A 12,978-nucleotide genomic window follows, 5' to 3' on the forward strand; every position below is an offset into this window, starting at 1 on the left:
AAGGTACATAGATGAGATACTTAAAGTTAACTAACAATCAAATCTTTAGAGAGTTCAAATGCGGCCTGTCTCTGGAAGAGACAGCATCACTATGCTTTAAGCAGCTTTCAACTATTGAAAGATGGGATCGAGGCGAAGAAATACCGCCGGAGTGTAAAAGGCTAATGAGGATGTATTCTAATCGCGAGTTGGGAATGTCATCAGACTGGGATGGTTTTGAGCTTATTGGAGATGAACTTAAAACACCCTTTGGAAGGTACGTAAACGCCAAGCAAATGATACTTGCGCTGGCACTGTTAGAAATTGACTCAGAATCAGACCGAAGAACATGTAGTCTGGTAGTCAAGCTTGCTAGGTCGCTAGCAAGCTCGAGAGGGTGTAACTGTAAAAACTAGAACCTAATTATACAGGTTCTACTAAACACGGTAGTCCTTTATACCCAAAGACCAAAGGTTATGAATATTCAACAGATATGTCTTAGCCTTTGGTTCCACATCCTGAATGATCATGCTACTTTCATTGGTTACATCATTACCATTGGTGTCAAAATAACCAACCTCCGCATACCAAGGATCAGATAGAGACTGAGCCATATCAGATACAGTTGCTCGAAATTGTTGCATTTGGCCTGAGAAATCGAAGTAATCTCTATCGACGAGTACAGTTAAACAACCTTTTCGTTCACCAATAAACATAACAGGAAAGAGTAAGTTAGCCATACAGAGCTTTTCAACCATTTCAATCACTCTAGTGTCATGGTCTTCATCCCATATCACGGCAAAGTCATGAAGCTAACGCAAGAGCCAGGTTCAAATATTCGATTAGCGGATGTAGTTGCTCTAAGGATAGAGTAGTGAGTTCCTCTCCCGATGTTACCAGCAGGGAAAGGTTCATCGTAGATAGTGGAAACTAAGGTAGAATATTGTGGGTATTGGTTTTTTAACATAATAAACTCTCTTTTCGGAAAAGTTGCAAAATCAATTGCTTAAAAGCCAGCCTTTCGAGCTAGCAGGTTCATATTCGAGAGTAATGGTAAACGTATTAGAAGGCAAGCATTTGATTAGGTATTTTACTCGGTAATGGCGATTGCTAGTAGTTTGGTGGAATTTACCCCCGTAATACAGGTTCGGGGGTTTGACGTGTCCGCAGCGCTCCCGCTTGCCTCTGCGCACACGTCTTGTCTAGTTCTTATTCGTTTAGTGGGTTCCCGTTGGATAACCGGCCTTAGTTGTTGAACGTCTCTGAAAAGCTGGCTTAGCAGGGTGGCGGGAGTGGCTAGCGCTATTCGGCCACAGTTACTAACCGCGCCGATGAGCAATGTGCCAAAGATCGATGGAGTCGGGCGGCTTGGTGCCTCGCTTGCACTACGTGCTTTGCTTCTATCAGCGTTCGCTGATTTCTAATACTCCCTTCGGTCGTTAAGCATCCGCATTAGTTAAATAGAGACACGACGTTGTTTTTCCCGTCTAAGTCTTCTTTACCATCAGAGAAGTGTTTAGGTTCGCCGTTCTCCAAGGTGATGAACAGCTTTTGTTCTAGGTATGTGCCGACCACGTAGTGATTTTTAGGGATTTGGTAACTGGGCTTTTCTCCTTGGTCATCTTCACAGAGCATGTGAATGTTCGGAAGCTTTACGCGCTGTAGGCCAACTAGGTTAGCGACTTCTATGAAACCGCCAAATGGCGCGTATTTGATGCTGCCTCCTTTGAGCAACGCGCTGATTTTGCCGTCACACTTGTCGCTAAGTGACACACTCCCATGTTCATTGATTCTATCGATTCGGTAGGATGAATAGACTTGTATTGAACGATACATAAACAACCTCAAATATACTGTATCTATATACAGTATATTTGAGTTGGCGGGATTGTCGAGACTTTTGAGATTGGAGTTGTAGAACTCTCGTTGCATTTACGTTTCATTTTAACGTAATTGACGTAATTTCATACTTTTATGGTACTTTTGCCGACTGACTATGTGAGTCTAATGGTTAAATATCACCAATTGATTCGACTGTCGCTTGATCGCTAGAGAGTTGAGTGTAGCTCTCTTCAACAGGTTCTCGCTTGTAGAACGGATTACAGGTCAGGATGTGTTGAATATCATCGATAAAGACTCTAGCTCTGCATCGGTTAATCGGTTCAACCACCAAACCAAGATGGCTTGGGCTGAATACTGCACCTGATTCTGCATCGCTAAAGCTGTAGTGGTAGATGGTGCGGCGTTCTTTGGTTTGGACGACGACGCCATCTATATAGACGTTGGCCAGTTGTTCAGTTAGATAGGTTTGGATACTGGGTGCTGTAGTACTGGCTTGGTCAGGTGCAGCTTGCTGCGACTCAGTCGTTGTTGGTATGGAGCTGGGTTCCGTTCTACCGTACAGAACCGAGTAGGCCATGTATCCACATCCAAAAAGGAACAGGACGATGAGCGCAAAGTAGATAACAAACCGTGGCAGTTTGAACTTGTGAGTGTGTATCTCAGCAGACCAATAAGATCCATACATGGCCTTTTCGCGCTTAATAAGATCCTTTTTAGCGCTTTGCTTGTCATGCCATGAGTCAGGGTCGAAAGCATGGGGGACTTCGTAGCGGGTAACACGTTCACCACCCATTGGATTATAGAAGTGGATGTGTCGGCCAACTAAGCGGCGAACGTTCACATCCATGAGTTTGGCGTCTTGGGTGACAAGGTGAATGTCAAAGCATGATGCCTATGAGTTTCAAACATTTCTATGTGTTTGGGTTTGTCGGCTTTTAAGCCACGAGGCGGGAAGTATTGCTGCACCTCATCCATGAAGATGATGCTTGTTTTAGGTAGTTGATGCCATGTTTTAGGGTCGTCAAAGTGAGTAAAGTGAAAGTTGAAGTGTTTGACAGAATCGAAGCAGAAGGCCGGAGTTCCTGTGGCGTTCTGCAAGGTTTCTTCAAACTGGTGACGCTTTTTCGGACTGTAGCAACGTCTTACCCAGTAGAGCCATGTTTCAAAATGGTCATGATCTTCATAGAAGGTTTCCAGCCAAGGCACATCCTGTAGAGTGACAAACTCATCTTCGTTGTGGATGCGTTTCATGATTTTGATGAGACGCTTTTTGGCCTTCGCGTTTTTAAGACGCGGGAAGTACCAACCGTAGAACCAACCACTGAATGAGGTGGCGATATCATAGTCGAGCATGAGCAGCTTGACGTTATGATAGTACTTAGGCCGAGCAGGGTCATGGTCTCGGCAGAGTTCAAAGAGTGAGTTCAGTGTTTTACTGGCTCCGGGTAAACCTGTTCGTAAGTAGATCATTTGTCACCCCAATCAATTGGGTCTTTTGAACCTGGCTTACGCCAAACCATAGAGCGAGCTTGTCCCATTTTGTTCATACCTTTGAACATCAATAGCGCAAACCCAGCAGAGAGTGTGAGGTTGAGTGATTCGTGGATACCAATCAGACCAATGATTTCCAATGTCGCGGAAGGGATGCCATCAAATGTATTTTTAAGTTTGGTCATGATGGTTTCAAAGAGTGCATCAAAGCCCATGTATGTTACGGTGCCAAAGCCAAGGGATATCGCAACCCGGGTGACTACGGCGGATATCAGGGTAGGCAACAGAGGTATAATGGTGATAAACAAAAAGCTGATGATTTTTCCCATAGTTACAATCCATATTTAGCAATGAGTAGGCCGCAGGAAACTAAGGTAAAGGCCATGAGCAGCACCTTTATGATCCCCGCAAGGTCACAAAACGGTTTGAATTCGATTTCGTAGAATTTACCCATGACATCAAAACGCTGGGGAGACGGGCAGCCCCCTTTGATCTCTATGCCGTTTTTGCCTTGGTACTTGTTGAGCACGTTTGAGATATCGAGTTCACCCGCTTCGATAAGCTCAACAGGGTTGTCTTTTATGAACTCATCAAGACCTTTCTGTATCTCTTGGTCAGTGCCTTGGTCGAAGAAGTCTTTACCACATTGTTCACGCCACTGTTGTTCGGCAAGGTAACAGACCACTGCATCACCATTACAGCTAAAGGCTTCACACCCATTTGCTCCGACGCCGTTTTCACCTTCACCATTGCCATCACCGCCGCCATCTCCATCTCCATTACCATCAGCACACAGTTTAGGGTCTAAGGCACAGCCGATGGCATCGAGAGATTGTTTGAGTTCGGAGTCTCCTAGCTGACCACTGCCGTTTAAGGATTCAAGTTCGCCAAGGATGCGCTTGTCATATTCGGTTTTTAGTGCCGCGTTGTCGGAGGTTTCTTGGCGAAGCTGGTCAACGGAGTACTCAATGTTTTCAACATGCTGAGTGGTCAGCGACTGCTCAGCGAGTAAGGCGTTATCGGCTTCGGATAAGTTTGGGTTATCTGGAGTTGGAGTGGGTTCAGGATTCGGTTTGATATCCCCATCCGTAACATTACCGCCACCATTACTACCGCCAGAGGCACCATCCGGTCTGTCTGTCGGAAGTGAAGGGGCGTCAGGGTTGGTAATGCCATTGTCTGGAATGGTGACGCTAGGCCATTGGTAATCGGGCGGCTTAATGCCAGCGTTAGCTGAACTATCACACGCTTGGCCTGTATATGTGGCAGTGTAGGGGCAAGACTCTTGAGTATCTGCACCCGTACACACTTGCAAGTCAGGCGCAGTCAAAGCAACAACACAGTTGCTCGAAACACAAGAACTGTAGCCCTCTAATCCCGAGCGGCCATTGAGTTTTTTGAAATTGGTGCCTGCTTCGGGACATTCGGTTGGCGGAGGCGGAGGGGTAGAGCAGCTTCCATCAGGTTGCTGATCTGGACAGAGTGAAGTCGAGCCATCGGTCACCCACCATTGTTGGTTCTCAGTTCTACGGCGGCCGCTAGTGTTTAAAATAGTAAAAACGATAACTAAATTAGTAATGCTAGGTGAAGGAACAATAGCAATTGAATCTACGGAGTCACGTGAGTTTAAAGATTTAATCCTCTGAGAGCGAAAGGCAACACATTCAGATAGGGTTGACTTTTGATAGAAGCGACAATGACCGATTGTAGTACTGGCTTTATGGCCATCATCATAGGGCACTGCCCCTAGAGTAAAAGGGACACTCCAAAGAAAGAAACTGAGTATGCAAAGTATTGAAAAACGCGGAATCTGATAACTAGCATTCATATTAACCGCCTTACTGCATCGATCAAGATACAGAGCACGATTAACAATAGGGCATCATTGAGAGTAATAAAGTCCATTTGTGACACTCCCTAGAAAAACGGGCAGCCGAGGCCGCCCGTGGAGTTAGTGAATGGGATTAGCCAAAGATGGCACCTTTTGCCACTTGAAGACAACAGCCACGCCAGCCAGACCGATGAGCGCGCCACCGATTGCGGTGATAGCGGCTGTACCGTCGGTAGAAATGGCCGATGTTGCCGCTGTAACATCAATACCCGTTGCCGAAGCCGAGCCCGCTGCAACCGCAGTTGCGATAAGAACCAGTGTTTTTTTCATAGTTAACCTCTGTATCCAAGTTGTTGTAAGCCAAGCTTTATGACGAACACCAATGCATAAAGCGAGGCAGCTGCACCAAATAACGCAAACACTTCAATGATGGTTAAATGGTTTTCTAAATCAGTCACAGCGAGCAATAAGGTTCCGTCACACGGAATTGAACTCGATGTAACCAATTGGTTTGTGGTTGGGTCTACCTTGACGCACAGGGACATAGACCTAACCGCTATTTGCCTTTCATTGACGCTTGAAAGTGCTGCTTAATTTCGTCGTCAACGGGGATAAGTTCAGTGACAATAGCGCCCGCGAGTGGGTCAGTTGGATTGATTTCCAAACGAAGTTCGTATTCGCGGCGAGAAACTAGGGCACCGGTGCGTTCGAGTTTGGTGGCGTAATCGTAATCAATCATCAACGGTTGATCCCATTGAGGATTCACATCACCCGATTCACCCACGGTGCGGCGTTTGAACTTCTCACTGTTGATCTCACGAAGGGGCGCGAGATATTAAGCTGAGCACTGTCACCACGGGCTGAGTTCCAAGTGATATCCATCCCTAATACAAAAACTGCTTTAGTCATGTTTATGTCTCCAATATGTGTTCGACTAACTTCCCGTAGGTATCAGGGAAGGAATAACGACTACCGTCTCGGATGAGCTGGCCGACAGCCTTATGAACATCACCATTATGAAATTCAATGAAGCTGTTCAGGGTTTTGCCGTACTGTCGGCGCATCCAGAACGAGGCGGTAAGTAGGTCACAGGCCGCTTTCTTGGTGGGCTGTGGTTTGGTGTTGAAAGCGTCCGATACAGAAATGGACGCCGCAAAATCATTAAGGGCGGCGAACGCGCCAGAGGGATCGAGCAAAACATCGACGTTCCACTTTTTGAGTTCGACCTCTGAGCGATACCAAGTCAGCCCAGTTGCAGCGAGGTTTTGCTCAAGGGCTTTATTGTAGATGCGCCAGTAAACGCGCGAGGTTCGAGAGCCAATAGAGTATTGCTCTTTGCTGTAAACAGGCTTGCCGTCGTTGTCCATGCGTTCAATATCGTGACCGATGGAAAGCTTAGGCGCACGACCACGAACTGAGGTGCGAAATGCATTGTCATGCCAGGCTTTACGAGCGTACTCGCAATCAAACAGACCGTCATAATCGTCATAGGCCAAGTCAACACGCGCGAGTTGTTGAACACCAAGCACATTGCTCAGCCAGTCATGGATAGCCCACGGTTGGCGGTGTGCAAAGACGTGTTTGCAGCCAGTACCGTTTATCTGGAAGTGAACGGTATCGTTGTTACCGCCAATACCGATGAAACCGCAGAAGTCTTCACCGTTGGGACTGGTCAGTTTCATCGAGTCGGTATAGTACTGAAAGCCCAAACCACGGGGCGCTGAGAGCGATAAACCCAGAACACGATTGGTGAAAATGACAAGGCAGTCTTCTAGGTATCTGCGATAGAGCGATTGGAACGCTTGGGTATACGCATCAATGTCTTCACCACACTTGGCCAGAGTCGGGTTGAACTGAGGTGGAGCAGGGAACTCAGGCGTTCTGTGGTGACGCTGTAACAGGCTCTTGTGTTTCTCTTTTACCACAGGAAGTATCGCGCCGCGTTTGGGTCTGTGCTTGAGATTGCTGTAGGCCGTGTAGCAATGGCGCAAGTCTTTAATCGCAAACGTGAAGCACAAGAAGTCTATCGAGATTTGTTCTTTTTGTGGTTGGAACGTGGCGTTCTCTAGGATTTGAGTAGCAGTGTTCATTCGAATACCCCCATATCCAAGCGTTCTTGGTAAGTGGTATTGGTAATGGACACTAAATCGTATTGGTCGAATTGCTGAGCCGCCCAAGACTCAAGGAGTGACATGGACTTAAAAAGATCCCATTCATCACAGCCTTTAACGAGCACAGATACCGAGTAATCAGGCATCAGGTCGAAGTAAATCACTTGGGCGTCAGTCATGGTTATGCCTTAGCCGCAGCAGCTTGGTTGAACTGTTCGATTAGTGATGAGTCGGCATCAATAGCGAAGAACTCGCAGAACTGAGCATACTCATCAAGCGATTGAAAATAGAGCCAAAGTGATTGATTTTGAACGACGATAGTCGGGACTTCATCAGGCAGAGATAGGCAGCTGTGTTTTAAATCACTGGCGTTAACATCGAACGAGGCCGCAACAGTCACAGAACGATTTTCAGAGAATTCATAGATGTGGGTCGAAACCTTATAGCCGTCAGCGTCATGACGTTTGCGGCGTGCGAGGGAAATGTCTTCTTTGACTAACGCTTCGTGAAGTTTGTATTTTTCGATTTGAAACATGCTAACCACCTTGAACAGTTAAGAGAGTGACCACCAAGGGCGAAGCTTCAAGGGCAAGCGCCCAAGATGGTCGAGTACGCGAATCTGCGGATAAGTAAATACGCAAATTTGCGGTTTGTAAATACGCAAAAATGCGGGCTGTTGAGCTAAACTAGATTTTCGGAGGAACGTGAAAATGCAAATAAACGAACTGCTAGATGCGTATAAAAGCGCAAACAAGTATTCACAAGACAAGCAAATCGCGCATGATTTACAGATAAGCACCCAAAAGTTATCTGATATCAGAAAAGGAAGACGCTATCTAACTGAAAAAGAAGCGCTTTTACTTGCTGACAAAGTTGGTGCTGATAAAGAAATCGTATTGATCCAACTTGCTGCGGATAAATGCAAAACGGTTGAAGGCCAACAGGCTTGGGCGAACATAGCAAAAAAGTTTGAGAGCCTTGGAATCTCTAGGATTTCCATGGCGTTAGCGAGCGTTGGCTTGGTCGGATTTGGCTCTGGAGAACCCTTATCTCAGTGCGTATTATCTATCTTATGTTAAATACAATGTGCGTGAGCTTGAAATCTTTTAAGCAAAGTCACTCTCCCTTCATCGAAGGCATCGTATTTAACGATAATGTAGATTTACCATAAAATACCTAATAATCACATTACTTAATCACAGATTAGTAATGTGATTATTAGTAATAGAAAGCCCGAGCTTAAGTCTAAGCTCGGGCTTTGAAGGTTCTAGTTCAACCGTTAGTGACTAGAAGTTGTTGTCGTCGATATCGTGCTGACTTCCTCCAGATGATTGGTCGTCGTGGCCGAAGCTTCCGGAGTCATCTGTAAAGTCGACACCCGTATCGGTATTGTCGCCAGATGTCCAATCGCCGCTGCCACCTGCATCTTGCAGACCTGACGTGTCTGTTGGAGCTTGGCTACTCGCTTGCATCGCGTATTGATCATCAACTTCAATCGTTGTCGTTGCTGTTGCTCCTTCAATTGGAGTATCCAGTTCATCAACACCCTGGAATGATATTGATGCTTCACCCTCAAAGGTATCGCCAAGTGACATTGTCACAGGTTGCGACAAGTCGCCCGATACTGTGTAAGTGCCGTCACCATTATCAAGTGCACCGCTAACTGATGCGCCTTCTGGAATACCAGAGAGCTCGACCTGTTCAACACCTTCAGCTGATGTCACTTCATCTGGGATAGACAAGTTAACATCTGTGCCAGGTGCCGCGGTAACATCTGCACCCTCATCTTCAGTGTTAGTCTCATCTGCCGATGTAGCTTCAACGCTTTCTTGTACCGTTTCAGTATCTGATGCAGCGGTTTCTGGCTCCGTGCTTGATACAGATGTTGCTTCCGGAGCAGTTTCAACGTTCATTGTTGTTTCTAATGTTTGCTCTTCGCCTCCTGATTGCACGGTTGCTTCTAACGGGATGTCACCACTAAACTCTGGATCCGGCCAGAATGTCCATTGGTCATCACCGGACGGCACTAATGCACCTTCATCACCTGTGTAGTTGAGTTCAGACAAACTTGCATCGTCCGCAACATCAAGGTTTTGAAGAACCTGTTCGCCGCTGATGCCGATAGAGCCATCGTCGGATTGAGCTAATGGTTCAACTGCTCCAGAAGTTTGTTCATCAACCGTGATATTGAAGTGACTTTCAACTGAGTTTTCGCCATCACTAGCCACGAAGCCAATCTGTGCGCTGCCAGTATAACCTTCAGCTGGAGTGAATTGATAACCACCCTGCCCGTCAGATTCAATAAGACCTTCGCCTTCAAGCAGTGTGACGGATTCAATACTCATTTCACCCGTTTCAGAGCTTAAAGTACCCAACATGTCGCTATCGGTGAAGTTAAGTGGTTCACTTTCCTCAACAGTCGCAGAAGCAATAGACTCGATTTGTGGACCATCGGTAATTTGTCCTTCATTCTCATGAACACCAATTGTGCTTTGTTCATCATGAAGAATGCCATCACGCTCTACTACATAAGCGAAGTCCACTTCACCAGTAAAGCCATCGGCAGGACTAAAGGTCCATGTACCATCACCATTGTCAACCATCGTGCCTTGGTTAGGATCAACCAAGTGAACCATTTGGATCGCATCGTCATCATTGGCGTCGATGTTTTGCGCCATGCCAATCAAATCCGCCTCAGTAAGAATGATTGGTTCGCCAAGCGTGGTATCAAAGTCGCCAGCAATCTCACTACCTTCAGGTTCTGGTAACGGCTCATCACCATAGTCAACGGTAGTAGCGCTAACGGTGACGAAGAAGTTACCTGAGTAATCTTCTGGTGGGGTTAACTGCAGATCATCGATGTTCCAATTAGTTATACTGATCATTTGTCCAGGCTCGGTAATAATGACCGTATTCTCACCATCACTGACTTCAAACCCGACAGGAAAACCAGTCATCACCAAGTTACTGAGCATCTCTGAGTCATCAATTAGGTCAACGTTTAGTCCTAAGTGACCCGTTGAATCCTCGGAAAACACTAGCGGCCCTTCGTGATCCGTGGTGATTACGGCACCATCCGCAACAGGACGAACAAATACTGGTACGTCGAGTGCTGTCTCAAATTCACCGTCAGATGCGACGACTTGTAGCCCAGAAGTTCCTGCAAAATCACCCGTTGGTGTAAATGTCCAAGTACCATCACCATTGTCATTTAGGTCACCTGCATCTTCTCCATCTGGCATGATAATGCGAGAAATGACTAAGTTCTCGGTATCTATGTCCCCAAATAGGTCAAGCATGTCGGATGAATCGAAGGTAAATGCCCCATCCTCGTTTGTGGTTAGGAAGGCATTACCATCGTTAAATGGTGCATCATTCACCGGAATCACATCAACATTGAGCGAGCCTTCTGCTGTCGCTTCGCCATCTGAGATTTCGTATGCTAATTCTACTAAGCCGTTAAAATCTTGCGATGTAACGAGGTGATACATACCGTCTGGCTGCTGCTGCAATTGCGCGTTCTGTGGTGAGTTAACACTAATACTTTCGAGTGTGAGTTCATCTCCATCTAAATCACTTGCTTGTGCCAAGATGTAATCAGGGTCGATGACCATAATCTGGTCTTCTTCTCCCTGCATTTCTATCGCAGGTGCCTGAGGTTCATCGTTAACTGCAGCGATGTCGATATTGCCTTGAACCGGTGTTAGTTCAGTACCGTCATCAACGTTAAAGTTGAATGGTACGTCACCATTGAAGTTTTCTGTTGGTGTGAATGTCCACGTGCCATCAGTGTTATCAACCAGTGAACCGAACGACTCATCGATTGACAGATCTCTGGCTGTTAAATCATCGCCATCAATGTCTTGCGCGTGTTTCAACAAGTCTTCTTGTGAAATGATGATGGCGTTGTCTTCGATGCCTTCTAGGTTAACAGGATCCGACGTAGCTGCATCATTGACCGGATTCACGGTCAGATCAGCATTTGCAACGATCGTTTCTGTTCCATCAGAGATATCAAAGTTAAGATCGATATCTCCGTTGAAGTTGGCATCTGGCGTGATGGTAAAGCTGCCATCACCATTGTCTGTTACTGTTGCATTATCTCCTGCAGTTAAGTTCGAAGCGGTTAGTGCATCACCATCAACGTCCCCTGCTTGGGCTAGCAACTGTTCTTGAGTCAAGGTGATTGAACCATCTTCATCGACACTGTAAGCGAGGTCGCCAGATACTGGAGCATCATTGACCGCGATGACTTCAATTCCAGCCGTTGTACCAACGGTTGCTCCGTCTTCATCAGCAACAATCACATCCAACGCTACATCACCATTGAAGTTTTCGTTTGGCGCGAAGCTGTAGGTACCGTCACCGTTGTCGGTGAAGATACCGTCCGTACCTGAGTACGACACATCACTGACACTCACCTCGCCTTCTACGTCACTTGAGTTGGCAAGTAGTTGGTCATCGGAGATAGTGATGATGCCATCTTCATTCACTAAGTATGTGGTTGAACCGGCCACTGGAATGTCATTGACCGACTCAACAGTCACATCAATGTTGGCTTCTGTGGTGGTTGTGCCATCGCTTACTGAGAAGCTTAAGTCCACTTCACCATTGAAGTTCTCGTTTGGCGCAAAGGTATACGTACCGTCACCGTTGTCGGTGAACACACCTTCAGTACCAGAATAGCTAACATCAGCGACTGATAGGTCATCACCATCAATGTCAGATGCACCCGCTAGAAGCTGCTCGTCCGTGAACGTCAACGAGCCATCTTCTTGGATTGTGTAACCGACATCTTCCACGACCGCTGCGTCATTCACTGGGTTCACAGTCAAATCTGCATTTGCGACGATGGTGTCGGTGCCATCTGAGATGTCGAAGCTGAGGTCAATGTCACCATTGAAATCTGCATCTGGTGTGATGGTGAATGAGCCATCTTCATTAGCCGTTACGGTAACGTTGTCACCTGCGCTTAGGTTAGCCGCAGTCAGATCATCGCCGTCCACATCACTTGCTTGGGACAGAAGTTGCTCTTGAGTCAGCGTGATAGAGCCATCTTCGTCAACGGAGTAAGCCAAGTCACCTGAGACTGGAGCGTCATTGACCGCGATAACGTCAATACCGGCAGTGGTCTCTGCGGTTGCACCGTCTTCATCAGCAACGGTCACGTCAAGAGAGACATTACCGTTGAAGTTTTCGTTTGGCGCAAAGCTATAAGTACCATCACCATTATCGGTAAAGATACCGTCTGTACCTGAGTAAGAGACATCGCTTACACTCACCTCGCCTTCAACATCACTTGAGTTCGCAAGCAATTGGTCGTCAGAGATGGTGATAATGCCGTCTTCATTGACTGAGTATGTGGTTGAACCGGCCACTGGAATGTCGTTGACCGACTCAACCGTCACATCAATGTTAGCTTCTGTGGTGGTCGTGCCATCGCTCACTGAGAAGCTTAAGTCCACGTCACCATTGAAGTTCTCGTTTGGTGCGAAGGTATACGTACCGTCACCATTATCGGTGAACACACCTTCAGTACCAGAGTAGCTGACATCTGCTACAGACAAGTCATCGCCATCAATGTCTGACGCGCCAGCAAGAAGCTGCTCATCAGTAAAGGTCAACGAGCCATCTTCTTGGATGGTGTAACCGACATCTTCCACAACTGCTGCGTCATTCACTGGGTTTACAGTGAGGTCTGCATTGGCCACAATGGTGTCGGTA

Annotated in this window: 12 protein-coding genes and 1 pseudogene; 1 reads left to right on the forward strand and 12 read right to left on the reverse strand. The window is 46.7% G+C overall.

What is annotated here, in order from left to right:
* Positions 1 to 416: 416 nt before the first annotated feature.
* From TZ48_RS16535 to TZ48_RS16585, 11 genes and pseudogenes are all read right to left on the reverse strand, one after another.
* The gene (locus TZ48_RS16535) at positions 417 to 737 is read right to left on the reverse strand and encodes a hypothetical protein (RefSeq protein WP_112479960.1); all 321 of its coding nucleotides are present in this window, start codon (positions 735 to 737) and stop codon (positions 417 to 419) included.
* Between the two features lie 694 nt (positions 738 to 1,431).
* The gene (locus TZ48_RS16540; protein ID WP_112479961.1) at positions 1,432 to 1,815 is read right to left on the reverse strand and encodes a hypothetical protein; all 384 of its coding nucleotides are present in this window, start codon (positions 1,813 to 1,815) and stop codon (positions 1,432 to 1,434) included.
* Positions 1,816 to 1,990: 175 nt separating this feature from the next.
* Positions 1,991 to 2,668: a hypothetical protein gene (locus tag TZ48_RS16545; protein ID WP_112479962.1), complete on the reverse strand. Its 678-nt coding sequence runs from the start codon at positions 2,666 to 2,668 to the stop codon at positions 1,991 to 1,993.
* Positions 2,659 to 3,291 (reverse strand): zonular occludens toxin domain-containing protein, encoded by a 633-nt coding sequence (locus tag TZ48_RS16550; RefSeq protein WP_112479963.1) that lies wholly within the window; start codon positions 3,289 to 3,291, stop codon positions 2,659 to 2,661. The genes TZ48_RS16545 and TZ48_RS16550 overlap by 10 nt, the downstream gene beginning before the upstream one ends.
* The gene (locus TZ48_RS16555; protein ID WP_112479964.1) at positions 3,288 to 3,641 is read right to left on the reverse strand and encodes a DUF2523 domain-containing protein; all 354 of its coding nucleotides are present in this window, start codon (positions 3,639 to 3,641) and stop codon (positions 3,288 to 3,290) included. Before TZ48_RS16555 ends, TZ48_RS16550 begins: the two co-directional genes overlap by 4 nt.
* 2 nt (positions 3,642 to 3,643) lie before the next feature.
* Positions 3,644 to 4,816 carry a virulence factor TspB C-terminal domain-related protein gene (locus TZ48_RS16560; protein WP_162674627.1) on the reverse strand — a complete coding sequence of 391 codons (1,173 nt, stop codon included), beginning with the start codon at positions 4,814 to 4,816 and terminating at the stop codon, positions 3,644 to 3,646.
* Positions 4,817 to 5,263: 447 nt separating this feature from the next.
* Entirely contained in the window at positions 5,264 to 5,473 is a 210-nt protein-coding gene (locus tag TZ48_RS16565) for a major capsid protein (protein WP_112479966.1), read from the reverse strand.
* Positions 5,474 to 5,699: 226 nt separating this feature from the next.
* A pseudogene (locus tag TZ48_RS16570) lies at positions 5,700 to 6,052 on the reverse strand (DUF1293 family protein).
* Positions 6,053 to 6,054: 2 nt separating this feature from the next.
* Positions 6,055 to 7,233, reverse strand: a complete 1,179-nt coding sequence (locus TZ48_RS16575) for a replication initiation factor domain-containing protein (protein ID WP_112479967.1) — start codon at positions 7,231 to 7,233, stop codon at positions 6,055 to 6,057.
* A complete protein-coding gene (locus TZ48_RS16580; RefSeq protein WP_112479968.1) occupies positions 7,230 to 7,433 on the reverse strand; it encodes a hypothetical protein in 204 nt (67 codons plus the stop codon). Before TZ48_RS16580 ends, TZ48_RS16575 begins: the two co-directional genes overlap by 4 nt.
* Positions 7,434 to 7,435: 2 nt before the next feature.
* Positions 7,436 to 7,789 (reverse strand): hypothetical protein, encoded by a 354-nt coding sequence (locus TZ48_RS16585; RefSeq protein WP_112479969.1) that lies wholly within the window; start codon positions 7,787 to 7,789, stop codon positions 7,436 to 7,438.
* Between the two features lie 175 nt (positions 7,790 to 7,964).
* Between TZ48_RS16585 and TZ48_RS16590 the strand changes: the two genes are divergently transcribed.
* Complete coding sequence (locus tag TZ48_RS16590) at positions 7,965 to 8,333, forward strand: DUF3693 domain-containing protein (RefSeq protein WP_112479970.1); 369 nt, start codon at positions 7,965 to 7,967, stop codon at positions 8,331 to 8,333.
* 207 nt (positions 8,334 to 8,540) lie between these two features.
* On the opposite strand, the gene TZ48_RS16595 is transcribed toward TZ48_RS16590, so the two are convergent.
* Positions 8,541 to 12,978, reverse strand: a 4,438-nt coding sequence (locus TZ48_RS16595) for a tandem-95 repeat protein (RefSeq protein WP_162674628.1), incomplete at its 5' end; no start/stop codon positions are given.

Origin of the sequence: Vibrio variabilis, from assembly GCF_003263785.1 — a bacterium.
Taxonomy (GTDB): domain Bacteria; phylum Pseudomonadota; class Gammaproteobacteria; order Enterobacterales; family Vibrionaceae; genus Vibrio; species Vibrio variabilis.